Raw genomic sequence first — 26,580 nt, forward strand, 5'->3', positions numbered from 1 at the left:
CTCCTCTAACCTTTTATTGATCCCACCATAACGCCTTTCACGAAATGCTTCTGAACGAACGGATAAATACATAAAATGGGTGCCATCGTGATGACAATTGCCGCCATTTGTATGTTCTTCGGATTGATTTGCCGGTTCTGAATCAACTCTGTCGCCTTTTCGCTGCTGCCATATCCTTGTTGTGTAAAAATAATACTACGTAAGAACATTTGAAGCGGATAACGTTTCTCGTCCTGCAAATAAATGAGTGCGCTGAACCATTCATTCCAATGCCCTACAATCGTGAACAAAGCGAAGGTAGCAAGCAATGCCTTTGAAAGCGGCAAATAAATTCGGAACAGAACAGTTAAGTCATTTGCGCCATCCATATATGCCGATTCCCGCAGTTCACTAGGGATATTCTGGAAGAACGTACGAAAGATAATGACATTATAAGCGCTGATACAGCCGGGCAGCACCATCACCCAAAATGTATTGAGCAGATGTAGCTCTTTCATCAGCAAATACGTCGGAATCATACCGCCGCTGAAAAACATCGTCACAGCAAGGAAAATCGTGATCGGCTTCTTGATTCGAAACTTCGATACCGTCAGGGGATATGCCATTAACGAAGTCAGCAGCAGTGTCAGCAGCGTACCAACGGTGGCATACATGATCGTATTGGTGTAGCTCGTGTACAGTAGTGGCTTCTCAAAAATGATCTGGTATCCCTTCATATTGAAGCCTTTTGGAAAAAAGCTCACCTCTCCCAGCGCGATAAAATCGGCATGGCTTAACGAAATCGATATGACATGCAGCAGCGGGTATACCGTGATGACGATCAGTAGCAGCATCAGCCCGTAATTGAATACGTCGAACAAGCGCGAACCAAGGCTATGTTTATACCTCATTTAAATTTCACCTACCATAAGCTTGTTTCGGAAAATTTGCGAGACAACCGGTTCGTTGCCAGAACGAACAGAAAAGAGACCACGGACAACATCAAGCCAACGGCGGCGCTGTATTCGAATCGTCCACCTTCCAAACCGATCCTATACACGTATGTACCAATCACATCGGCTGTCTCATAGGTTCCCGGGTTGTACATCAGCATGACCTTCATGAAGTCGGTACCCAGAATGCCGCCAACGGACAAGATAAACAAAATAATCGTTGTTGGCATGATAGCAGGTAGTGAAATATGCTTCATTTTCTGCCAACGGTTCGCACCGTCGATTGAAGCCACATCGTAGAGTGTTGGATCCGCATTGCTGAGCGCGGCTAGATACAAAATAGTACCCCAGCCGATCCCTTGCCAAATTCCTGAACCTACGAACAAAGTACGGAAATATTGCGGTTCCGTAATAAAGTTGACAGGCTCCTTCCCGAACCAACCGGCGATGGTATTGAACATACCGTCTAATGAAGTGAATTCCTTGAGCATTCCCACGATGATAACGGTCGAAATGAAATGTGGAAAGTACGATACCGTTTGTACGAATTTCTTAAATGCCAGCACCCGAATTTCATTAAGAAGCAGGGCTAGCACGATGGGTGCGGGAAAACCGAACACTAGGCTGTATATGCCAAGAATTAACGTATTTTTGACGGTTCGCATCGCCATGGGATTGTTGATAAATTCATGGAAATACTTGAAGCCCACCCACTCACTTCCCCAGATCCCTTTGGCTACATTGTAGTCTTTAAAGGCTATCAGCACTCCGTACATCGGGAAATAGGCAAAAACAAGAACAATCAGGAACCCGGGCAGCACCATGAGATATAGAAACTTTTGACTCCAAAATGATTGGATGAACTTGTTGTGCCGCTGCGATCCGGGTTGTTTTACTTGAAGTTTACCTGTGGCAGCAGCCGTCTGGTTCCTCACGAAATTCACCTCCTTTTGTGTTGTTTTATTGCGTTAGAACCATTCACAACATATATGATAACGCTTCCAATGCACAATAGATAAAAGATTAGATGATATCGAATTTGTTAGATTCGGGCATATACAATATATTAGTTGGATTAGGATGAGGGATAAGAAAGAAAGCAGCCAAATAATCGGCTGCTTTCTTTCATTATTGGTGAGTGTTCACCAAGCTTTCGATCGCTGATTGGGGAGACCGTACTGTGAAAGCGTAGCCGGCAGAGCTACCGCAGCGATCAATTCATGAAGTTTCCCTACAAATTTCAGGGAAGCTTCTTCCGCATTCATGCCGTTACATCACCACCCAGGGCTGCGAATAAATCCCGTAGTGGCCGTAATGCGTGGCGGCACCGTTAATGTCAGCTCACCCCTTTTAAGATACATATATTTAAATCAGATCAGACTTTTGCACCAATCGCTGAATGACTGCCTAAACTACATTTTGGCTCTTAATCGGCTCCTATAGGGACGAGAGTAAACATGCCACAAAAGTTTTAATTCCTGAAGCACCTCTTCATACGTTCCGCGATCGCTCCAAGCTGCGAATGTCGCTCGTAATTAAAGATGAACACCATTATTAATAGGTATAATCGCTCCATTCACCCAGGAAGCCTGCTCAGATGCAAGAAAAGCTATAACACTAGCAATCTGCTGAGGATCAGCATTGTTCGGATCGCTACAAGCATCAATGTAAAGCTGCTCAGCTATAGATGCATCCATAGTCATATGCTGCCACCATTCTTTCAAGAGGGGGGTCTTTGTACCGCCGGGCATAACTGCATTGATGCGGATTCCATCCTTGAGCAGATCTTTCGCCAGTCCTTGCGTCATATGATTCAAGCCGGCCTTTATCGTATCGTAAATAAGATTGTTGCTTAAATTTCGTATTGCATTTATTGAGCTGACATTGATTACAGTTCCTTTGCTTTCGCGTAAAAAGGGCAGCGCCGACTGAATAAGAAAAAACGGTGCCTTCAGGTTCACCTGCAACAGCCGGTCCCAGTCCTCCATCGAAATGTTGTCGATCACCTTGTTACTTACCATAGCTGCATTGTTGACTACGATATCGATCCTTCCCCATAATCGGATGGCTTCCTCTACAATCCTCTCCGGTGCTTGCGGATCGAGCAGATCACAGGAGACAAATTCCGCCTGTCCACCCTGATCTCGAATGATCTTCAAGACCTCTTCACCCCGAATGGTATCCCGTCCACATACAAGCACGGTTGCGCCTTGTGATGCTAAAGTTATCGCGGTTGCTTCACCGATTCCGCTGGTTGAACCCGTAATAATAGCTATTTTTCCAGTTATACTCATCGAAATCCCCCACTCATTAATTAGAACCTGCGGTATGATTCAACGGATCTAATCCGTAAAATTGAAAAGCATTATGGTAACGAACACGATCATGGTCCTGAGCAGGAACCAGGGAATGAAGCAGCCCCTCGAACAATTCGAAGACCTCTTGGATGGCCCCCCCATACAGACTTACAGGCCAATCGGTACCAAACATGATGCGAGACGGACCGAATAACCTTACAACCTGCTCTACATAAGGATACAGCTGTTTCATCTGATCGCCCTCACCTGTCAAAGTCATCATGCCCGAGAGCTTACATACCGTTTGCTCATTTGCAGCAAGCTGTGTCATTGCCTCAAGCCAAGGTTCCATCCTCTGTCCACGAACGTCAGGACTACCTAGATGATCAATGGCCAATCGCAAGTCTGGTATTTGCCTTTGAAGCTCAACAATCCGATCCAAATGCTCCCCTTGCATCACGATATCGAGCGGGAATTGCTCTGCTGCCATCACTCTCAGATTGCTAACCACTTGCGGCTGCAAAACCCAATTTTTATCAGATATAGTATGCAGCATCGGTCTTAGACCGACCAATTTACGGTTCAGCCTCATACGCTCAAACTCTTCTGGAAACTCCGGCGACTCCAGATCTAACCAGCCTACCACGCCTGATATCGACGGGTTTCGTTCGGCTAACCCTAGCAAGAAGCTGGTTTCTTCAGGAGTTGGCGCCGCCTGTACGACGACAGAAGCTTCTATGCCAAGCTCCCTTTGCCACTCTGCTGCATGCTCAGGCAAATAATCGCGTTGCAATATCGCATTTTCCGACTTCAGCCAGTCATAGTAACCCAGTTCTGGGCACCAATAATGCTGATGCGTATCAATATACATGAACCTTCCCCCGTCTCTCATGTTCTAATAAAGAAGCGTGACCGCAATATGTAGGCATGCCACTGAGGCCTGGCACGGTCATTTTAAGGAATCTACCATACTTGTTAATTGGGTTTGATCATCATTGCGGTGTAAGTATTAAGTGTCAATGTGAGGGTAAATAAGATGTAATCTACGCAGGTTCAGAAGATGTAATCGTTGAGGTTGATTCTAGTACAACTATATTATACAAATTTACTGGATAAAGGAAAAGATGGATTGGCGGCAAAAAATCCCCTTCTGGTCTACAATGTTTCATCTATGCTACCATAGACGTTTTTTCACTGTGTACCTGAAGGGGGTATGCTATTATAGCATTTTCAAAAAAGCAATTATTCAAAATGCTCATTCACATACAGCCCGCCATGATAACAATAATATTTTCTAGCATTTAAGTTTATTAGTTTATTTAATGATTTTTCTGCGTCCGCAAGATTGAGTGCAAAATTAGGATTCGCAACTTTCAATGTATTATCTTCAATAACTGCAGCATCTCCGGTGATGACCGTATCCAATTTCTGATTATATATGGATATGTGACCTGGGGTATGGCCTGGCGTAGATAATATGGTGCATCCTCCAGCCCACTCCAACGTGTCGCCATCTGTGACAACCAAATCTACGGGTACATTCTTGATATTTTTCAAACGATCAATAAATGCTAAGCCGAAATCTTTCTCTGACTCCGGTAGGTACTGCAGCATTTCCTCAGCCTGAATAAGACGCAGAGACTTTTTTTGCCCTGAAATATAATCTTGTTCCATATCACTGGCGATCACTTGAATATTCGGGTATTTTTCTATTAATTCATATAAAGCCCCCATATGATCATCGTCATGATGCGTAATAAGTACCTTTGTTAAGGATTCCGGTGAAATTCCTTTATTATTAAGCTCTTCCTCTAATAGAGGAAGCATACCAGGGTATCCACAATCGACTAAAATGGTTTCGTGATCATCTTGTATGACCGTAGGATGAATGACCATTTCAATTTCGTTATACATAAATTTCAAATCTAATTGGATGATTTTCATATCTATTTCTCCTTTGTGAATAGGTGAGCAAAGAATCCTAACAGGACTTAGCAAGACGAAATCCGAGGTCTTCTATGCAAAATGACGGATGGCTGCGCCGACGGCAAGAAGCCCCGCACCCCCTAGCCTCTTCAGCCCAGCTGCCTCCTCGAAAAATTCGGTAGGAGCCGTACACTTGTTCATCATATAAATCCCAGCACCACTCCCAAACATTCCCTAACATATCATACAGTCCCCACGCATTCGGTTCCTTTCTTCCTACTTCATGGGTTTGGCCTCCTGAATTTTCATTATACCAGGCAATCTTATCAAGCTCTCCGTATCTATAACCATTAGTCCCTGCTTTACATGCATATTGCCACTCTGCTTCTGAAGGAAGTCGATAGCCGTCTGATTCCCAATCACAAACAATGGTTTCACCATCATGACTTATAGCATAACACTCTTTCAGTCCAGCTTTCTTTGAAAGTAGATTACAAAAAGAAATGGCATCATTCCAAGAAATATTCACAACCGGTTTTAGATCTCCGTCCAAACAACGAGGTGTATTATTTGTAATTCCATAGTATAGGCCCATCGTTACGGGATACCGGGCAAGAAGAAACGGTCTTATTTCAGCTTTCCATTCCCTCTTTATTCGATCGTCTCTTAATTCGATTTCTCCCCCTGGAATTTTTACCATTGGATAGTCTATGTACCTCTGTATTTCAATTGACACTCGAGCTTCCTCCTAATGATCCCGGTTTTCTAACTTATTATATCTTTTATAAAGCTAACAAAAACATTTCCTATCAACCACTTTGCAGCCATCACCGTAACAACGATAACAAAACCAACAACTATGCCAAGACTCTGTTTTTTAGCATTATTCATCTTGAATCTCCTCTCTACTCCTCAAATGATAAATTGATAGGCTCGTCCAAAAGGTCATATGTAAAATCAATATTCGTTGTCGGTACCTTGGTATCCACTTCCTCGAATTGAAGTCCGTCAATCCAGACCTGCCCGCTCTCGGAGAGCAGCACACCAAAAGCTATAATTGCACTTTTTTCAGGTACATCTAGAACGATGCTGTAATGATTCCACTCCGTATCTCCTGTGATGGGGCGGTCACTCATGTTATCAAATTGCAGCACATCATGAAGAGCATCATCCACTCGCATCCAGAACCCGCAAAATCCATCAACCGCTTTTGTTTTGATAAAGCCTGAGAGCTTTAATCTCTTGCCAAGGTAACGGTCCGCTTTGAATTGCTGCATCATCGTTGCAAATTCACCTAACGTCTGTACCGTAACAGATTTTAAAAATCCGGATGCTTTCCCTTGATGGAAGGTTTCCCGGTCAATCCCCATCTGATAATTAAAAGGGTGACTTCCGCTTAATTGCCATCCTTTTAATAATTGTTCATTTTTCATCTTCATTTCCTCCCTTTGCATCGTTAATTTGCCCATGATTTTGCGATACTGTCCTGGCGGTAATCGATAATATTTCTTAAAGGAACGAGTAAATGATTCTTGGGTTTCAAAGCGATAATAGACCGCAATATCTATTATTTTTTCATCTGTATACAGCAGCATGTTCGACGAGTTAGCAATTCTACGATATCGAATATACTCTGATGCGGTCACCCCAACTTCTTTTTGGAAAATCCGATGGTAATGATACTTTGAAAATCCGGCAAACTTAGCCATGCTCTCTAAAGATAATTCCTCATGTAAATGTGTCTCTATATATTCAATTGACTGTTGAATGATGGGACTATAGCTCAATTCATAACCTCCTCATGAACAAGATACCAGAAGAAAATATGATTTTTTTGACTTATATTGCTGTATGTTGTTTGAGACTTATTGTGTGATATATGACATAGCCAAGCAAATGGACATATGGTATTTTCTTTTGATGGTCTATAAACAAAAGCTAACGTAAAAAATAGAGAACGTTTAGCGTAAGGCATAGGAGGAAAAGAGAATGTCAACAGTTTTATTTGTAAAGGCAAACAACCGTCCAGCAGATCAAGCGGTTAGTGTGAAATTATATGATGCTTTTTTGGCAAGCTACAAAGAATCTCATCCACATGATACGGTGATAGAGCTTGATTTGTACAAGGAAGAATTGCCATACGTAGGAGTAGATTTGATTAACGGCACATTTAAAGCGGGCAACGGAATGGATTTAACAGCAGCAGAAGCCAAAGCCGTTGCCGTTGCTGATAAATATTTAGATCAATTCCTTGCAACCGATAAAGTTGTATTTGGTTTCCCGCTTTGGAATTTAACCATCCCAGCTGTACTGCACACATATATTGATTATTTGAACCGTGCGGGCAAAACATTTGCATATACGCCAGATGGCCCAGTAGGTCTTATTGGAGATAAGAAAATTACATTATTAAATGCAAGTGGCGGTGTATATTCGGAAGGGCCAGCTGCTGAACTAGAAATGGCCGTTAAATATGTAGCTAACATGATGGGCTTCTTCGGTGTGAAAAATATAGAGACCGTAGTGATTGAAGGTCACAATCAATTCCCAGATCAGGCAAAAGAAATCATAGCCGCAGGTCTTGAAAAAGCTGTTAAAGTAGCCAGCACGTTCTAATTCACTTTAAACTGTCACACTACATGCAGTACCAACGCTTTTTGGCGGTGGTACTGCTTTTTTTCGTTTATCCCTCTACGTTTTTATTCTCCATTGCATGAACAATCATTTCTTTAAGCTGCTCTGGCTGGTCCGAGCGGATTGCTATTTGGGAGTATTTCTTTTGGATGCCCATGAATAGGGTTGCCTTGACTGGTGTATTCATTTTTAAAATAAGGTCTGGATGAACTTTTTCAAAATCCCGCGCAACAAACTCCAGAGTATCTTTCGATAGCTTACTTTCTAGAATCGCAGGATCTTCTTTGATGCACTCGATATTGTCAAATTGAATTTCTATACGCTTTTGTAATCCAATCGAGAGAAACATGGAGCCCTGATGGATGTGGACTGGGTTCAACCGAACTGCTTGCATATCCGCTAAGAAAAAAATCACCGAATATAGATTCAGAACGAGTAAGATGATCGAAATAACCATCGATTTATGATGCAGCCACAAATGGATGCCTAATGTTTCGATAACAATCGCATGAATCATCATCACTTGGAATGCGATATAGCTTGAGCGTTTATACAATGTGATCCCTGTTGGCGGCGTCTTTTTCCAGCTGAAAAATGCATAATAAAACATCATCGCCTCTGAACAGATCACTTGAACAATTGGATTTTTCTTTATGTATTCATCGATTGCATACGGGAAAGCAAAAACGAGTGGTAATGCGCTCTTTTTCACCTTCCCCACGATTTTGGGTATGACACGCACAAGCGTAGCAATGAGCATCAGTTCAAATATAATGAACGCAGCCTCCACTGCAATGCCGGCCCAAGTGATCGCTGCAAAAGGTTCCAACAACTGCTTGGGAATGAGCAATCTAGCCAAGATACAGCCTGTGGCTGACAGAATCATCGCTGTCTTGAGAGAGAACTTCTTGCTGAATAACATTGAGTATAGAGGCAGCATGATCACCAGGTCTATTAACGACCCTAGAACGACTGCTTTTGTGTCTGAGGGGAGAAGATTGTTTCCGATGTGAGTGCGATAGAGCATGAAATTGCTGCATAGAACAAGGCCGAGCATCATTAACCAAATATTCTTTCCTCTTTCAATGACACGCATAGACTATTCCCCTTTCACAATTTCATTTAGTTTTCCGAGTATTAGGACGAAATGCTTCAAGTCTTCCAGAGGCAGCTGCCCATAAACATCGCGATTGATCTCATCTTCGAGCATTTGCGCTTCTTCGAAATGCCGCTCACCCTTTGCCGCCAGCTTTAAAAGGATTTCACGACGATTTTCTGGATTAATACTGCGGGTAATATATTCTTTGGCCTCTAGTTTATTCAGAATTTGACTAACAGCACTCATCGATATATTCAATTGGGCAGCTAAATCCTTCGTTGAAGCGCAGCCGGTCCGGATGAGCTCTAATAATAAAACCTGCTTCACTGTTAGCTCATTATCCATTTGATGCTCAAATCTGCTTGCTAATTGAACACTTAAACGATTTAGTAATGGGTTAATTTGTTGAATGAGATCATTTTTCACGCTTAGTACACCTCGATTTATAGTTAATCTACCTTAACTATAAAGCACAATAAATTAAAAGTACATAGTCAGTTCCGTACCACTCTGATTTTTTGTACAACGTCATTTTAATATATCGCGTATGGTGTGATATTACAGCAAAAAGCCTGCCGGAGTCTTGATGAGACTCTGACAGGCTTTTCGACTGGTTGAAGCTATTTAGACCACAATGCAATCAACTGATTTGCACTCTCTTTGAGCACGAGGGCCACATGATCCGGCACCTGATCCTTATCGGTCCGGTTCATCAGATGTTTGACGAAATCATTCATATGCTTCGCTGCTTTCTCGATCGAGCCTTTATTCAGTTGATCTTCTGCTTGCTTCAGACTATTCTCGAGTTGTACGAGAACTGGGCCCGTCAATTCACCAGATGTTTCGTAGCGTATCAATAGCTGATTCATCGCATGCACGCTTGTGGTTACATTAAACGTATACAGTTCCTTATGCTCATTGCCTGCCTTATCCGTTACGGTTACCGTAACACTATGCGAACCGAGCTGGCCGGTCAAATCCATATCTGTGCCAGCGGCATATGCCTCATCATCAAGCAGGATTGAGATTCCGTCTACACCTGACAGGTTATCTTCTGCGTCAACTTCCAGCGTTACAGTTTGATCGTTCTCGAATTGCGTCCCATCGTTTAGTAAGGTGCCATTGGCCGTTAGCGCTGCAGACGGTGCGGTCGAATCTGCTTTAACCTGTAACATTTGATCCGCTTCTGTATTTCCTTCTTGATCAACGGAGCGGAATGTAATCGTGTATATGCCATCCGTCAGCGTAAACGGTCCTGTATAAAGGGCAAACTCTCCATTTTCCGAAAGCTTATATTCCGTCTTCGCTACCCCTGAGGAATCATCCGTGCTACTAAGCGTTACCGTAACGGGAGTTTGATACCATTCGCCAAACTTGGTTCCATCCAGCTTTGCGACAGTAACCGGCGGGACGTTCCAATCAACTTGGGTCAATGCTGCAATCTCGCTGGCACTTAAAGCTCTGTTGAATATCTTTAACTCATCTAAGCTGCCTTTGAAAAATGAAGTTTTGGTACCCGTTCCAGGCTGCCCTTCAACTCCGACAGATGTCATCGGGCAATTCATTGTATTTGGGTTTGTTTCTTTTAATACACCATTGACATAAAGCGATGTTCCGCTGCTTGTGCCCACAAAGGCCAGGTGAGTCCATTGGTTCGAAGGAATACTATAATTGAAAACATAGTCCTCCACACCATATACAGTAAACCCTACTTTACCCGTTTTATTCCACTGGTTAATCTTAATAGCTGATGATGAACCACTTATTAGCGCCTCAGTCCTAGTGGTACTCGATTGTCCGTTGACCCATACGCCTAAAGTCCAATCCGGTCCTTTGATCTCTTGGCCCCCTAAGTTGATATATCCGCTGCTCCCATCAAAGCTAACTGCATTTCCATATTTACCCGTTGTCCATGTTGCACCACCGACCAAAGCTCCATTTAAATAGCCTGAGGAATCTTTTACCGTGGTTCCAGTTCCTTCATCCATCTTCCATTCTGAATGGATCGGTACGACAGGAGGCTCCCATACAATGGGGTCTTCGAAGTACTTAATCCCCTTATTCTTCATTCTTAAACCATGGTCTTTGAGTCTTGCTTTAAAATCATCCCAGTTTCGATTACTTTTCGTTGTCCAGCCAACCTCGGCATTCGCTATTAATCGCGGATATAATAAATAATCCATTTTATCCTGAGTATCAATCGTTTCTGCCCATAATGCACTTTCTGTTCCATAAATAGATGCTCCGGAAACACAACCTGTTGGATCCCAGCTATATGCTTTATTTGTATTGATATATCCTCTCCAACTTAAGCCGATTGGCGTATCGGTGTAGTATTTCATATCTAAATAAGCATTTGCGGGAGATACGATCATCTTCATCCCTTTTGCTATTGCTGAAGTTCCAGTCGTACTCGTACAATGCCAGTTTTGCAGAATGGAATCACTTGCCGTACCGCTTGAATTATCTGATGGATCCCATCCAACAACCTTTTTACCATATTTATTCACAATACCTGTGACTCTTCCAATAAAATAATCGTAATCCGATGCAGAAGTTGTGTAAGATTCATCACCGCCAATATGAATATATGGTGAAGGTGAAATCGCGGCAAGTTCTTTGATGACATCATCGACAAAAGCATATGTAACCTCAGAGTGGGCCATCAATGTGCTGTACCCTACTTCTGTATCCGTACGCATAGGTTTTCTTTGTCCATCAGGATTTAATTCTCCATACGAAGCTAAGGCTGCATTCGTATGTCCAGGCATTTCAATTTCCGGAATCACTTCGATATATCGTTCTGCTGCATAATTTACGATATCCTTAAACTGGTCCTGTGTGTAATATCCCCCGGGGCCGCCACCCACCTGTGTCGTACTTCCAATTCGTGTTAGATCAGGTCTGGATTTAATTTCAATACGCCATCCCTGGTCATCGGATAGATGTAAATGAATCTTGTTTATCTTATACTGTGATGCAAGATCAATCTGCCGTTTCACTTGATCAACTGTAAAAAAATGTCTGACCACATCAAACATTAATCCTCGATAACTGTATGCAGGCTTGTCGCTAATCGTTGAAGAAGGAATGACCCACTGTACTCCGGAAGTCACTGTGCTCTTTTCAATATCTGCCGGTAAGAGCTGTATTAATGTTTGATTGCCTCTAAAAACACCTTCCGGTGTATAAGCAGTCAGTGTAACTCGATCCGTAGTTGTACTTAAATCATATCCCTCATTACCTTGACTAGAAGTTCCTCCTATTGTAGTAAGATAAATGCTTCCAGCTTGAGGATTAGCTGATTTGATAACGTTGATATGGAATCCTGTTGGAACATTCAGCTTCTTGGCAAGCATTTGACCAATTTTGTCTAATTCATCTGTCTCTTCGGCAGTATTCCCAGCTACATATATCGAAGTGCTGTCTGTTAAAATAAACTGGCCTGTGCCCATGGTATAGCTTGCAGGTTTAGGCAATATGGAAGGGGTATTTGGGGGATTTGCTGCAGCTTTGGCATGATTAGGTGAGATGATCAACATTTGAAGCAATAACATAACAACCAAGGTCATTGAAACGGTTTTGTTTTTTGATCTTTTCATTCAAATTCCTCCTTTGTTAACCACTATATGTGCGAAAAAAAGGGGATATCCCCCGCCATGAAAAGCGGCGGGAGATTGTTGAAGGCCTATTGCGGCAATAATGCCTTTGCGTCTCGCAGCAGGTATTCGGCAGCTTCATCAGTAATGTGCTTACCACTTTGTGCCTGTACCTCTTGAATGAAAGATTGTAGGTTGCTTTGCTCCAGCTTCATTTGCAAGCTGTTAGAGATTCCCGCATTATCGATCCAATGGTCCGCTTCAAAGCGCTGCACCAATTGTTTCAGCCCATCGATACTGGCTAACGTTTGGAACGTCACCGTCACACTGGCTTCATTTCCCGCCAAATCTTGTGCATTCACAGTAAGGGAATGTGAACCAAGCGGCAGTTTATAGAGCGGAATGCTATCCCCCAGCTTGTAGTCATTTGAATCCAGAGTCGCCTTCGTCATGCTAGGATCTATACCAGATACATCATCGTTAAGTGAAATTACAGGCAATAAGTCCTCAGCATCGCTTATATCATTTTGATCGATACCTGTTACCGTGATCGTCGGCGCCGCTCTATCCACATTTAAGTTGATTGTTTTCTCGGCTTCGACATTTCCGGCTTGATCCACAGATCGATAGCTCAATGAGTTGAGGCCATCCTGTTCTACCGTTACATCACCCGTCGCGGTGAGCCAAGCGTTTCCACCGTTCAAAGTGTACTCCGTACGAGCTACCCCTGAGGAATCATCATAAACATCAAAGCTAACCGTAACAGGATGTACATACCAACCGTTCTTTCCATCCGGCACAGTTGGTGCTACAGTCGCTGTCGTTACAGGTGGAGTAATATCTACTCGACCAAGCTCAACGCTAAATTCACGAATCTGAATCCATTGCGTTTGACTAGCCATCGAGCGTATCCGTATATATCTCGCCTGCGTGCCTGCATCAACCGTCAATTGAACATCCTGCTGATTCGTAACCGCAGCAATCGTCGTCCAATCTTTAAAGTCCGTAGAAACCTCAACGACACCATTCCGGATATAATCATTCGTACCCATGGACAGATGAATGGAATGGATCGGCTTCACAGCCTGCAGATCGATTCCAACGTAATCGCCAATACCCGGACTCGTGTTGGACCAAAAGACGGTACCTTCGTCGCCATCCACGATATTAGTTACGAAGTTATTTTGATACGTTCCCATCGTGGTCACCATTGGAGCGTACCTGAGCTTCCCGCGACTCACATCGTACATCCAATCTGTATTCCCTAATGTGGCGATATATCTACGCATGGAGTATGTGTTTTGCAGCATAATTCCATCGAATCGATGCGCGTTAATTGCATCTTGCGCACGCATTTTGGCTGCCTTAGAGCTGTTCGTATCATTTAGTAAGCGATAGTAATCTGTCTCGGTATCGGCAATCGCATAATCAATATTCCACGCCAAGCGCTGAAGCAAGAACGCCGCTCCGGTTCCGCTCGCTGCCTTTGACTGCGCGCTTTCCAATTGTGATTTAGCTTGTAAATAGTTATTTCTCATCTTGGTAACGTTAGCAATAATGTTATAATTGCCTGCCGGTGAACTGAATATGGTTCTCCCCGCTTCCTCTACAAGCCGGAAATATTCGCTCATTTCTTGAGAAGCGGCGCCGTATCTGGACTGAATATAGTCATCGATTAATGTCTGTGCATTCAAATCGGCGTTCCAGGATAACTTGGCCAAAATGTAATGTGTGATTTCAAAAGTAATCCAGTCACCTGGCTCAGAGTATGTGCCAATACCGGCTATTCCTAATGACCGATAAAAGGGAAGCTCCTGGCCGATCAGCTGAGGCATCACAAAGGGTACCGAATGAAACGCATATCTTCGGTAATACTCATACATCGACAGGTCACCGTGAAAAACAGCTTTCCACTTATTAATGAGGCTAATCGGCGTTTTGTTCACTGTTGAATTCGGATCAAAGATCGTTTCCACATAGCTCCGACCATAAGGAGCAAAATCAATGATGATTGAGTCGTCATACATATATTGGGGGCTAGGCGGGTCTGTGTGCGTAGCGTAGGCGATGGCCTCAATTCGAACTCCCGGCAATTCACTCTTTACTCTCTCATATAGTTTATTCACGACATAAGCGTAAGCATTTGATCCACTGCCAAATTTACTTACGACAACCGTAGGCCAGCTTGCTGAATCCGGCGGCCAAGCATCGAAAATGCCGATTTCCGGGTGTTCCTTCAAGTATGCGACAACTTGATTCACGTACTCCGCTACAGCTTCATCTTTCGTGATATTGAACACGTTAAACCCAGGAACAAACCAGTCCGGATGTGCTTGCTGGTATTTGTCCTTTCGCAGGAAGCTTTCAAAGCCATGTCCCCCAACTTCAACGATGATGCCACGCTTTTTCAGCTCAGGGATCAGCTGATCGCGAAAATCGTCCCACTTTGTCTTTCCAATAGCAATATAATCGTAAGGAACTACGAGCGTATTTAATTTATTTTTTGCCATCCAGTCTACCAATTGAGGCATATTATCTGCGGTATGACTCCAGCCCTCCTCGACGTATTTCCGGCGAATCTTAAAGCTGGGTTCGATCACAGTACCTGCGCCCGAAACTGTAATGGAGCTTTTCGATGGTACGTATTCGGCATTGTCTTCATAATACTTAAAATTCGGGGCAAAAAATCTGACACCTATTTGTTCAAGCAAATCATAGGCCGAATATAAAGTCCCTCTGTCATTTGAACCTGCTAGAACCAAACGATTGCCGCTGACCTCTGCAATGAACGAATCTTCTTTCGCATCGGATAGTTTCATCGCGGCAGAAGCAAGCCATTGTCCCGAGATATCCACTGTTTGATTGCTCACGTTATAACGGTTTGCTTCTTCGTCGGTTACAACGATAATCGCGCTCGATAGTTCGCCGGTCTGGGCAGCATCCTCCTCCGAAAGCTTCCCTTCAAGAACAGGAACCGTAACGCCTGCCATTTTACGGACATAATTCTGCAGCTCTGAGGCCGCGTAAGAAGCAATCTCCGAATCGGAATTCTTGCTCCACCAAATGATAGCTGAGTCTGCATGATGATTCTCCACTAACGTCAACTCATTTTCCTGAAGGACCGAAAACTGATCCGAGGCGTCAGCACGTACAATTAAATCATTACCTTGCAAGATGAAGCAGAGAGACATGATCACACTAAGCCATTTTAAATACGTCTTCCTTCTCATAAAGCCACCCCTTTTCCCTCAATTTAAAATCAATTTAAGATTCTCGAGAAATCACCCGTTGGATCAATCGCATCGCCTCCTCATTTTCCTCAAAAACCTAATTTCGGGTTACCTGTATGAAGCGCTTACAAGTTGTACTTTCATCGTTTACGCTGCTGAAGTGTTCGGACATCATTATTGTATTTTGAATGTTCCGACAGCATAAGGTTGAACTTTTTTCAAACTTTTAATCTTAACATAAGAAAAACGTCTATCGACGTACTCTCACAGAAGACAGACCGCTTTTAGCAGAAGTTTTCTTGCGATTATAGAATTTGTTCAGCTTCACTGAAAACTTATAATTCTATAATCTAGAAAAAGAGCCCCCGGTTTCCCGGAGGCTCATCGATACCATCATAAATTATTTAACAGCGATAACCTCAATCTCAACAAGTCCGTTCTTCGGAAGCTTCGCAACCTGAACGGCGCTGCGTGCCGGATAAGGCTCTGCAAAAAAAGTTGCATAAACTTCATTAACTACTTGAAAATCATTCATATCGTGCAGGAATACCGTCGTCTTGACTACATGCTCCATTCCATAACCTGCCGCTTCCAAAATCGCCTTCACGTTGGACAACGATTGCTTGGCTTGTTCCGAGGCAGTGGCTGGGAACTCTCCGGCAGGATTCATTCCAAGTTGCCCGGAAGTAATAAGCATATTTCCAAATTGTACAGCCTGGGAATAAGGCCCAATAGCACCTGGGGCATTTGGAGTTGCGATCGTCTTTCTTTCTTGTTGTGTCATGATGGTTCTCTCCTCATCCACGCATCACCTTGCGCTTTATATATTTGAACATTTTACAAACTGGTATTACCTATTTATCAATACTATGAAGCTATTTAGTTACGCTGCCTGATCATATTCCTTCAACATTTCCTGTTTTTGCTCAGGTGTCAACTTAGCAATTCCGAACCCTGTGAAGCCCCAAATAATCGCGAAAATAATACCTGTCCAGCACAGCATAGCCCATGGTAAATATGAAAGAGTGGCTACGCCGAGTGTACCTGCCATATAGGCCCCTGCCGCAGTCCACGGCAAAATAGGTTCAATAATGGAAGCTGAGTCTTCGATCGTCCGGCCCAGGTTCTTCGGATGCAGACCGCGACGGATATAAGCTTCACGCAACATTTCACCAGGCATCAGGATCGATACCTGTCCATTGCTAGTTACCCCGATCATCGTAAGCCCGGTAGCAATCGTGATCAGAATCAACGAACCCGTCGAACGTGCATATTGGAGGATCTTGTTTACGATCAATTCCAGAGATTTAGTGAGCGAAATCGTACCTGCAAACGTAATGGCACAGAAGCAAATCAACAATGTACCCATCATGGAGTTCATACCGCCACGGTTCAGAAGCCGTGGAATATCCGGGATTACTGCAGCCGCATCAAAACCTTGAACCTTAATCATCGATATATCAAAGCCATTGATTACAGCAGTGATCACATCATGTAGTGAGAATCCATGGAATATCAGCGCATTCGCCATCGCTATTACTGAGGAAAACAACATAACCGGGATCGTAGGCTTCTTGCGAATAGAGCCATACAATACAATCAATACCGGAAGAATCAATAATATGTTCCAGTGGAACACGGTACTTAGCGTATCCATAATCGTAACTACCTTCTCAGGAATGGCCGCCCCGGCCCCATGGGTATTGAATCCGGTTATAAGATAGACCGTACCGGCAACGATAAATGAAGGAACGGTTGTATACAGCAAATGACCGATATGTTCATACAGGTTAACTCCTGTGGATAGCGCTGCAAGATTCGTTGTATCTGATAAAGGGGACAGCTTGTCACCAAAATATGCACCGGCTACTACCGCACCGGCAACAGCAGCCAGGTTCGCATCCAGGCCTGCTCCTACACCCATAAATGCTATCCCGATCGTGCCTGCCGATCCCCAAGAGGTACCTGTACATAAAGACACGACGGAAGTCACAAGGAATGCAGTAATTAGTAAAAATTGCGGATTAATGATTTTAAGCCCGTAAAAGATCATCATTGGGATCGTACCGCCGATCATCCAAGCGCCAATCATAAATCCGACGGTAATCAGAATTAGGATGGCCGGCATCGTCTTGGCGATCTTTTGCGCAATCGAGCCCATAATATCGTCATAGCTGTAACCCAGCTTAATGGCAATAATCCCCGCAACTACTGTCGATGCGATGATTAACGGCTCAGGCGGCAATTCGAACAGGACATATCCTAAGCATAGCAGTAAAACCATTGTAATAATAGGAATGAGAGCTAAAAACAGAGTAGGTTGCTTAATCGTCTTTTCCTTGCTTGGCTTAGCCATTGAAGGTTCCTCCTAAGATGATGGAATAAAATTATTGATGACGCAAAGGGTAATTATTGGCCATACGTTCAAAGGCCTCTTGCAACAGCGCTCTAGGAGTCCCTATATTCAGGCGAATATATCCTTCCCCGGCGGCACCGAAGGAGGTGCCAAAGCTGACGCTAACCCGGCTTTCATTCTGAATCCATTCGATTAAATCGCTTTCATTTCTGCTATAGGCTGTGCAATCCACCCATAGAAGATAGGTCCCCTCCGCTCTAACAATTTTCAATTCAGGCATATGCTCGGCAAAAAAAGCTTCCGTAAAAGAAATATTGTCCGTAATATAAGCCCGAAGCTCCTGCAGCCAATCATCACACTCTGTATATGCGACTTCCAAAGCCGGTACGGCAAAAAAAGTTGGATTATGAATGCCGGCCTGCCTTAAGCCATACTGGAAACGCTCTCTTAATTGTTCGTTAGGAATAATAATGTTGGCGATTTCCAGACTGGCCAGGTTAAAAGTTTTGCCTGGCGAGGTGCAAATGATCGAGCGATCTGCTACCTGTTCCGACAATTTGGCGATCATGGTATGTTCATGTCCTTCGTGAATAAAGTCGGCGTGAATATCATCCGATACGATTAACGCGTCATAACGGATACATAGCTCTGCTATGCTGTCCAGCTCTTCCTTCGTCCATACGCGCCCTGTCGGGTTATGCGGCGAAATGAGCAGAACGATCTTCACCCCCGCCTGCATCTGGCGTTCCATATCCTCAAAGTCAATTTCATACCGTCCATTTCTAAGCAGCAGCGGACTTTCCACGAGCTTCCTGTCATTGATTTCAACCGCACCCGCAATAGGCTGATACGCCGGAGTATGCATCAGAATACGATCGCCTGGTTCCGTAAATCTCTGAATAATGACAGATGCCGCCTGTACAATCCGCGGACAGAACACAATCCATTCTTGCGGTACGTCCCATCCGTAGGCTTTATGAAGCCACTGCTGGACGGTCTCATAATAAGGAGGAAACGGATCCGTATACCCGTATATTCCGTGCCGCGCCATTTCAGCCACCTTATTCACAACTTTAGGAGGCGCTTGTAGATCCATATCCGCAACGGAGAGAACGATCATATCTTTCCCCAGGCTGTCAGCTACTCCGTCCCACTTCGCGCTATTGGTACCGAATCTGCTAATCACTTGATCAAAGTTATAATTCATGATGCCACCTTCCTGTTTACCTATCTGAATGTAACCTTATTTAAGTTTTTGTAAATAGCGATAAACCGTCGGCTCCGATATGGATAATGAAGCTGCCACCTGTGAGACGCCGCCCTTCAACAGGAAAACGCCAAGCTCGTTCAATTCGCGCACAATCTCAATCTTCTCTTGCGATGATAAACGGTCTGGCGGGATCGTTAGTCTACCAATGACCGAAGATACCATGTGCTGCAGCAAATCATCCGCATTCCCTTGCAAATATTCCGTTGTTTGCTTCTCTTCCTGAGGTAATTCAGCCACAGGAGGCGCTATATACGGGTTAGGTCCTCCCTGCAAAATATGTTGAACCCATTCAGCAGCTACTTCCATATGAGTGACGTCAATATTCAAGCACAACAGGCCTACCAGCTTATTCTTATCATTCTTGATAAAATAGGTAGATGAGCGGAAGCTCTGTCCAAATTTCCCCGAAGCCTTGTAGTTGGCGATAAAATGTTCCTCGTGATAAGCTTCAGACTTGAGAATTTTCAATACGAGGTCAGTAGATGCATCTCCCACTTGACGTCCACTGATATATCCGTTCTCAATAAAAATAATAGAGCGTTCCGGATCGCTAATGTCATGCACTACGACTTCACATTTAGGTCCAATGATTGCCGCGATAAATGAAGCAATCGGAAAAAATTTCTCAAGATACTGCCGATCCTCATTCACCATCAAGCCTCTACTCCTTTCCGATAATTTCAACAAAGTTATGTGTTTTGTATTATCGAAATAATAATTTATTATCTTGATAAAATAATATCACATCAATAAATCGTTTTCAATATCACATCAATAAATCGTTTTCAATATCACATCAATAAATCGTTTTCAATATCAAATTAAAGGTGATTATGTCCATAAAAATAAGCCTATACCGCCACTTAAATGACAGTATAGGCTTTATTGAAAGAGTGATTTCATATGAATCGATATGGAGGCTATACATAAATGAAGATTAACGAAATTGCTACTTTGAACTTGATGCAACTTTTGCCATCTCACTAGCTGCAATATAGCCGAACGTCATTGCTGGGCCTATGGTTGCACCAGGTCCTGGATAGGTTTCTCCCATCATAGAGGCTGCACAATTCCCAGTAGCATATAATCCTTCTATAGGCTGCCCGTCTTCTTGCAGGACCCTTGCAAAGTGATCTGTAACTAATCCACCTTTTGTCCCAATGTCCCCGGGATAAATCGGAATAGCATAGAAAGGAGCTTTTTTTAGTGGAGCTAAATTGGGATTCTTTAATGTTGGATCACCATAATATCGATCGTAAGCGCTTACACCACGATGGAAATCCTTATCATTGCCATCAATAGCAAATGTATTGAACCGCTCAATGGTAGCTGCTAGTTTCTTTTGTGGAACGCCAATTTTTATTGCTAATTCTTCCGGTGTAGCTGCAACTTTAGCATATCCTGTTTCAAACCATGTTTTCGGGAATGATTGACCCGGCATGATGCCAAGAATAAGATAACGCTTTTTCACCGTTTGATCAAAAATCATCCAAGATGGAACCGTAGTTGCCCCTTCTTTATTATTTTCATACATTTTATCAACAAATTCATGATAAGGGACCGATTCATTCAAATAACGCTCACCTTGATTATTCACAATAATTAGACCTGGGGTTGCCCGTTCTGCAACAGGCATAAATGCCGGAGAACCAGGCGGAATCGACGTCGGCGTCCCCCATACCTTATTCATCAAATCCAATTTTGCTCCTAATCTGCGACTAGCTTCAATGACATCGCCTGTTTGTCCTTCAGATGATAAAGTCCAATCTGGATTGGACGGTAGTGGTAAATATTTTTCACGCAATTTACGATTGTGTGAAAAACCTCCTGAGGCAAAAATAATACCAAGACGAGCTTCAATTTTTATTTTTTTGCCATTCTGTTCGGCAATAATTCCTGTGACACGATTATTTTCAAATACAAGATCATGGAATGGAGTTGACAACCAAACCTCGCCACCTGCTTCTCTAAGTGAAGCATATAACCGGGCGACGAGCGCTTCCCCTAGTGTAGCCGGATGAAATGTACTTAGCTTCGTACGAATGAGACGCATGCCTACTTTCAATGATGTCTTTTTACCAATCCATGTTCTTGTAATCATATTTACTTTGTGAAATTCGCTTGACTTTAACACCATGCCTTTCGTTGGCAGCCCGGATTTACGCATATTCTTTTCGTCCTCCCCCAATGTACGAAGATCAAAAAGCTGCGCTTCCATTGCCCGCCCACAAGGTTTTCCACCAGGCAGCTCCGGATAATAATCTGAGTACCCCGGCGTATATTCCCATCTTACATGTTTCGTATTTTCGTGGAGGTATTTTATCATCTCAGGTCCTCTGACCAGGTACGCTTCTTTTAAAGATTTGGGTACACGATCACCAATGGTTGCATCAAGATATGCACTCGCTTGTTCATACGAATCCCCAACACCAGCGTCTTCAAGATAAAAATTATTTGGCACCCACACCGTCCCCCCCGATTTAGACGTGGAACCACCAAAAAGCTCTGTCTTTTCTATCACAATGGCTGAGAGTCCGCGCAGCCTGGCAGTTAAAGCAGCAGTCAATCCACCTGCTCCTGAACCAACGACGACCACATCAAAGCTTGAATCCCATTGTTTACCCAAGATCTCTAACCTCCTCATCAAAAAATTTCAACATTTAGAAGATATGTAACACTATCATATGAGAATTTTTAGTTATATATCCCCTTGGTGCTACAATAAATTCCGGCTGTCAAATCAATCAGTAAGGCTTAGCAATAAAAAAAAGAGCTAGCAAAAAATACCGCTAGCTCTATCAATTTATGGCCTAATTACAATCTTTCAATCAACCAATAAAATAAGAATCTGTAATATAGTTTATCCGGTTACGAACGTTCATCCTGCAACTTGAACATGTTGCTCGACTTATTTCATGCTGTTCAAGAGTGTTTTAATTTGAGGATCAAGGTTTAATGCATTCAGAATGATCGTCAGAGCTTCTGCACGTGTGGAGATTCCTTGCGGATCAAATGCCCCATCGCCCTTGCCGCTGATGATGCCGGCTTTTGCCGCATCTTTAATTGGATTCACTGCATAAGAGCTTGCTCTTGACATATCCGTGAAGTTGCCTTTCGAAGCATCTTTGTCCACATTACTTAAGTCCACAATACGGGACAGAATGATGACCATTTCTTCGCGGCTGATCGTTTTGTTCGGCTTGAAGGTCCCGTCTCCATATCCGTTAATAACGCCTGCACTTGCAAGGTTATTAATCGCGTCTTTAGCCCAATGACTGTTAATGTCGCTCAGTTCAACCACATTTTTAGTGCTGCCGCCATTGACATCGAATACGCGAGCGATAATCGTTGCAAACTCAGCACGTGTAATTGGACTGTTCGGACGGAACGTGCCATCCTCAAACCCAGTGATCACTTGTAGCTTCACGAACGTATCGATGGTCTTTTCAGCCCAGTGTCCTTTGATGTCAGCCAGTTCCATCTTAGCATTAGATTTCTTGGCTTCCTCTACCTTGGACTCGATCGCTTCAATTAATTTTTCTTCATTAACAATCTTGCCATTGAATACATCTTTCGGCTTTGGTTCTGGTTTTGGATCCGGTTTTGGTTCTGGCTTTGGATCTGGTTTTGGTTCAGGCTTTGGATCTGGATTTGGCTTTTCGCTCTTCGTGCTTTCAGTTACCGGTGTACTCCATTCACTAGCTCCTGCCGCATTTTTAGCTCTCACCTGATAGGTATGACTTGTGTTTGCTGCAAGACCTTTGTGTGCGAACGGATTTGCAACATCCGTGTGAATCGCCCCATCCACCATCAAGTCATAGCCTGTTGCATCAGCTGAATTTTTCCATGTTACATTGATTTGTGATGCACCTTCTGCTTTTGCTTTCAAGCCTGTAGGTACAGCAGGAATTGTGCCGCCTTGACCGCCGTCCTCGGTCACGGTTACCTCATGGGAGGCACCGGCTACCTGCAGCTCATTCCCAAGTTCGTTGGCAATGACAACATTATCGATCGATACTGTCGTCTTAGCAGAAGCTTGCGTTGCAGCTTTGGCCGTAAATTTGAATGCAAGTAAATCGCCTTGGGCAGGCACGTTCGTGCCCATGCTGGCAGCCATCAACCGAATTTGTCCCGGCGCTATCTCCTTTTGACCAACTACTTGGAATCCATCCTTCAGTGATGTAATCGAATCGAGCTGCAAAATCGCCGGATCATAATGAAGCGTTAAATCTTGGGCATACAACGACTGGTATACGCTTTGCGTAACGCTGGTCAGTCCCATTGTTACATCAAAGGTTTGGCCTTGGTTCACCTGCTGTAAACCAGTCAATGTAGTCTGAGCAGGAGGCATCGGCGCGAAGATTTTCATTTCCGACAAACCGACATTTTCTCCGACTCCACCGGATACCTGGAATTTGACCCATGTCACCGTCTTCTCAGGGAAAGTTACAGAATAAGCGCTCCCGTCATTCGGGATTCCTGAAAACGTAAACGTACTTCCGTCGCTAAAGATAAGCGTTCCGCCGGGCGCCCAGTCAATTAAATTAGGCCGATCATTGAAGATAATCTTGTTGAACGTTTGATTTGTCGTCCAATTCACCTGGATCCATGGATTCTGTTCTCCTTTGGACGCCCATTCGCTGCCCGGTTTAAATATGATGCCATCGAATGCTTTGTCGGGAGAATGATCGGCATTGTAATAAGATGAAGCGGTAACTGCGTCGGTCCACACTGGAATCTTATTAACAGTTACTCTAATGCTTGTTGTCAAAGGCACGTTATTGGGATTTGCCACCCCAGTTGGCAAAGTTACAGTTCCATTTACAGTGAAGGTCTGTACAGTCTTTACAGCGGGATCATAGTTTGAAGCATCTACATTCCATGACACATCGGCAAACCCCCAGCCTTCATCGGTATCCAAGGATACTCTCTCTGGCAATTCAAGGCCGTCCGCTGTCTTCGCCGATCCGATTTTCCCCTCTGTTATGTCAGCAGGCGCAGTAATGCTGTTTAAATTACCACTGTTTACATTAATGTTAATTTCCTGCGACGAACGGTTATACATGGAATCCGCGGTGAATATTCGGAGTGTATATGGAGTAACCGGCGACAAGCCTGTCATCTTGTATTCCCTATATTCATCGAATGGCTTGTCAAGCGGCAGCGAAAGACTATTGAACGATTTGTCCACTTCTCCTGTAAGCTTGTTGATCAGCTCAACATTGTATTCCAGCACACGAACGTTGTCATTGGCTTGCTTCATTGTAAAAATAAGCTCGTTGTTTTCGAAGGATTTGACCTTAATACTGCCCTCATCAAACTGCGGAGCTATGAGTTCTCTTGTATCGTTCCTGCTATAAGTAAAGGCATCTTTGCCTTCGCCAACGTTGACTACACGAGGTATGCTTACAAATTCATCTGTAGCTAAATTATACTGCTTGATGATAATTTTCGTGCCGTAAACCTCTAAGAAATTCGCGATACGAGGTGTGGTTGTATAATTGATATACGATCCTTCTATATATCCGCCGTACGGACCGTCATCAATATAACTGGAATAGTTCGACCCACCGGAGTCGAGATAGGTAGCTGCACCTTGATAGAGAGAACGTTCGTCGGTCGGGTCGTATTGCGTATGACCGGACATATAAAACACCTGCGAAAAATTATTGTCGGCAATAAATTTACCGAAAGCATTACTTGCAGCGCTGCTCCATCTCTCTGCCCACACAGTTCCGCTAATAGGGTAGTGAGACATTGCAAATATAGGTTTTGTTGGATCATAATCCGGTTCATTTTTAATTTGGTTGAGGAAATTTGTAGCTTTTCCCACCGTGTTACTATTGTTAAGATTTCCGTCAAAACCAATCAAATTATATCCTTTTATCTTTACCCTATAAGCACTGTTATAGAAATCGTTATCGTACGACTGCTTTGAATCGTTCCACGCGCCCGCCGTACCAACAGGTATAAATTGTTCGGTGCCGTTCATATCATGGTTGCCTTTTACCAAATATAACCTCGTGGTGTCAAATAAGCCCTCAGCTTTAAGTTTCTTGTATACTTTATTAAGCTCATCCATCCACACATATTCATTGGCATTGTTACCACCGGTAATATCGCCAGGCTGCACCAATACATCGGCCTGCGGCATTACTTTCAAGACTTTTCTATAATCTTCTTCTACGCGCGCAATTGTTGCGGGATTACTACTGATTTCCGGGTCGCTGCTATCAATCATATTTAAATCGGCGGGAGTTAATGTTTTATTGCTTTTTTGATAAATGAATATGGCGTTGTTTAGTTCACGTGCATAATAATTGATCGTTTCTTGTGTATAGAATTTTACTTTTAGCGTTGTTGCAACCGTATTGGCATAATTATAAACCTTGTTCAAATAATCAAAATCGGTTTCGCTGAAGCCGTTGCCGAGACCGTCTGCTACGATTGTATTTGCTTCTGATATAGCGTCGTTAAGTGCGTTCATATCGACTTCATGTCCAGCGTAACTATTATAATTCGCCTGAACATCATCGGTGCTTAATACGTCTTTCGAAATCATCAGATCAGCGATATCGAATGCATTACCGCCTTTGTTGCCCAATCCATCGCCACCAATATTCAATGGGTTCGACGTATCTAACGATCCGTGTCTCAGCGCAGTCTCAGCCATTTTGTAAGCATCGATATAAAGCGACGCAAGCATCTTATCTCTGTCTACAACAAATGTCACGTAGCGCCAATCGGAAGCATTAAACGTGTTACGCCCAAAAGAAATGTCCTTTACTTTGGCGGTCGGGAATCCAAAATTCATGTTGACCGAATTGGCCGATGTGTAAATCGCCCAGCCTGCGTTAGCGCCGTTACTAAAATCCTTGTTTGACAATATGGCAGTATTATTTTTAGTGTCACCCTTATACCAAAAGGATACGGTAAAACTCTCTTCACCAAATTTCAAGCTTTGCGGTGTACTGATATAATTACCATTGCCGCTTTCCAAGTGTAGCGCTTTGGTTCCTGGTAATAAACCGTCTACAAAACTATAATCTTTATTCGCTATCAAATCTTGCTGAGTTACATCGTCCTTCAAATTACCATCGAATTTAATCGATGCAATAAGGTTAGAATTTGCTTCGGCAGTACTGGTTGCTGCATATGCGCTGGTCGATATCATCGTGAATATCATCGTTAGTACGAGCGTAACGGATAAATATCTCTTCATTACAGAATAACCTCC

At 43.4% G+C, this 26,580-nt stretch carries 20 protein-coding genes and 1 pseudogene; 1 reads left to right on the top strand and 20 read right to left on the bottom strand.

Going from position 1 to position 26,580, the window contains the following annotated elements:
• Nucleotides 1-5 precede the first annotated feature (5 nt).
• The 10 genes and pseudogenes from MUG84_RS06955 to MUG84_RS06985 form a co-directional block, all read right to left on the bottom strand.
• Nucleotides 6-890, bottom strand: a complete 885-nt coding sequence (locus MUG84_RS06955; protein ID WP_244722377.1) for a carbohydrate ABC transporter permease — start codon at nt 888-890, stop codon at nt 6-8.
• Nucleotides 891-901: 11 nt separating this feature from the next.
• Nucleotides 902-1,867, bottom strand: a complete 966-nt coding sequence (locus MUG84_RS06960; protein ID WP_244722380.1) for an ABC transporter permease — start codon at nt 1,865-1,867, stop codon at nt 902-904.
• 207 nt (nt 1,868-2,074) lie between these two features.
• Nucleotides 2,075-2,197 (bottom strand): hypothetical protein, encoded by a 123-nt coding sequence (locus MUG84_RS27235; RefSeq protein WP_280521202.1) that lies wholly within the window; start codon nt 2,195-2,197, stop codon nt 2,075-2,077.
• A gap of 147 nt (nt 2,198-2,344) precedes the next feature.
• Nucleotides 2,345-2,449, bottom strand: a pseudogene (locus MUG84_RS27610) (hypothetical protein); the annotation flags it as partial.
• 18 nt (nt 2,450-2,467) lie between these two features.
• Nucleotides 2,468-3,226, bottom strand: coding sequence for an SDR family NAD(P)-dependent oxidoreductase (locus MUG84_RS06965; RefSeq protein ID WP_244722383.1), 759 nt, complete (start codon nt 3,224-3,226; stop codon nt 2,468-2,470).
• A gap of 16 nt (nt 3,227-3,242) precedes the next feature.
• Nucleotides 3,243-4,100, bottom strand: a complete 858-nt coding sequence (locus MUG84_RS06970) for an amidohydrolase family protein (protein ID WP_244722386.1) — start codon at nt 4,098-4,100, stop codon at nt 3,243-3,245.
• A 371-nt stretch (nt 4,101-4,471) separates the two neighbouring features.
• Nucleotides 4,472-5,173: an MBL fold metallo-hydrolase gene (locus MUG84_RS06975; protein WP_244722389.1), complete on the bottom strand. Its 702-nt coding sequence runs from the start codon at nt 5,171-5,173 to the stop codon at nt 4,472-4,474.
• Nucleotides 5,174-5,210: 37 nt separating this feature from the next.
• Nucleotides 5,211-5,855, bottom strand: a complete 645-nt coding sequence (locus MUG84_RS06980; protein WP_244723353.1) for a formylglycine-generating enzyme family protein — start codon at nt 5,853-5,855, stop codon at nt 5,211-5,213.
• 65 nt (nt 5,856-5,920) lie between these two features.
• The gene (locus MUG84_RS27240) at nt 5,921-6,046 is read right to left on the bottom strand and encodes a hypothetical protein (protein ID WP_280521203.1); all 126 of its coding nucleotides are present in this window, start codon (nt 6,044-6,046) and stop codon (nt 5,921-5,923) included.
• Between the two features lie 14 nt (nt 6,047-6,060).
• Complete coding sequence (locus tag MUG84_RS06985; RefSeq protein ID WP_244722392.1) at nt 6,061-6,942, bottom strand: helix-turn-helix transcriptional regulator; 882 nt, start codon at nt 6,940-6,942, stop codon at nt 6,061-6,063.
• Nucleotides 6,943-7,144: 202 nt separating this feature from the next.
• Here MUG84_RS06985 and MUG84_RS06990 point away from each other — a divergent pair, with 202 nt between their 5' ends.
• Nucleotides 7,145-7,771, top strand: coding sequence for an FMN-dependent NADH-azoreductase (locus MUG84_RS06990; RefSeq protein ID WP_244722395.1), 627 nt, complete (start codon nt 7,145-7,147; stop codon nt 7,769-7,771).
• 67 nt (nt 7,772-7,838) lie between these two features.
• Here the strand turns inward: MUG84_RS06990 and MUG84_RS06995 are convergent, their stop codons facing one another.
• The 10 genes from MUG84_RS06995 to MUG84_RS07040 form a co-directional block, all read right to left on the bottom strand.
• Complete coding sequence (locus MUG84_RS06995; protein WP_244722399.1) at nt 7,839-8,885, bottom strand: beta-carotene 15,15'-monooxygenase; 1,047 nt, start codon at nt 8,883-8,885, stop codon at nt 7,839-7,841.
• 3 nt (nt 8,886-8,888) lie between these two features.
• Nucleotides 8,889-9,314: a MarR family winged helix-turn-helix transcriptional regulator gene (locus tag MUG84_RS07000; protein WP_244722409.1), complete on the bottom strand. Its 426-nt coding sequence runs from the start codon at nt 9,312-9,314 to the stop codon at nt 8,889-8,891.
• Nucleotides 9,315-9,508: 194 nt separating this feature from the next.
• A complete protein-coding gene (locus MUG84_RS07005; protein WP_244722412.1) occupies nt 9,509-12,490 on the bottom strand; it encodes a family 20 glycosylhydrolase in 2,982 nt (993 codons plus the stop codon).
• Nucleotides 12,491-12,576: 86 nt separating this feature from the next.
• On the bottom strand, nt 12,577-15,717 hold the full coding sequence (locus tag MUG84_RS07010; RefSeq protein ID WP_244722415.1) for a DUF4838 domain-containing protein: 3,141 nt from the start codon (nt 15,715-15,717) through the stop codon (nt 12,577-12,579).
• Nucleotides 15,718-16,117: 400 nt separating this feature from the next.
• Complete coding sequence (locus tag MUG84_RS07015; protein ID WP_244722418.1) at nt 16,118-16,501, bottom strand: RidA family protein; 384 nt, start codon at nt 16,499-16,501, stop codon at nt 16,118-16,120.
• Between the two features lie 99 nt (nt 16,502-16,600).
• Nucleotides 16,601-18,073 (bottom strand): Na+/H+ antiporter NhaC, encoded by a 1,473-nt coding sequence (nhaC, locus tag MUG84_RS07020; RefSeq protein ID WP_244722422.1) that lies wholly within the window; start codon nt 18,071-18,073, stop codon nt 16,601-16,603.
• Nucleotides 18,074-18,104: 31 nt separating this feature from the next.
• Nucleotides 18,105-19,280, bottom strand: coding sequence for a MalY/PatB family protein (locus tag MUG84_RS07025; RefSeq protein ID WP_244722425.1), 1,176 nt, complete (start codon nt 19,278-19,280; stop codon nt 18,105-18,107).
• A 36-nt stretch (nt 19,281-19,316) separates the two neighbouring features.
• Nucleotides 19,317-19,997: a helix-turn-helix transcriptional regulator gene (locus MUG84_RS07030; protein ID WP_244722429.1), complete on the bottom strand. Its 681-nt coding sequence runs from the start codon at nt 19,995-19,997 to the stop codon at nt 19,317-19,319.
• Nucleotides 19,998-20,292: 295 nt separating this feature from the next.
• Nucleotides 20,293-21,969, bottom strand: a complete 1,677-nt coding sequence (locus MUG84_RS07035) for an FAD-dependent oxidoreductase (protein ID WP_244722432.1) — start codon at nt 21,967-21,969, stop codon at nt 20,293-20,295.
• Nucleotides 21,970-22,251: 282 nt separating this feature from the next.
• Complete coding sequence (locus tag MUG84_RS07040; protein ID WP_244722436.1) at nt 22,252-26,565, bottom strand: S-layer homology domain-containing protein; 4,314 nt, start codon at nt 26,563-26,565, stop codon at nt 22,252-22,254.
• Between the last annotated feature and the right edge of the window lie 15 nt (nt 26,566-26,580).

The sequence above is a fragment of the Paenibacillus mangrovi genome, assembly GCF_022898935.1.
GTDB lineage: Bacteria > Bacillota > Bacilli > Paenibacillales > Paenibacillaceae > Paenibacillus_AQ > Paenibacillus_AQ mangrovi.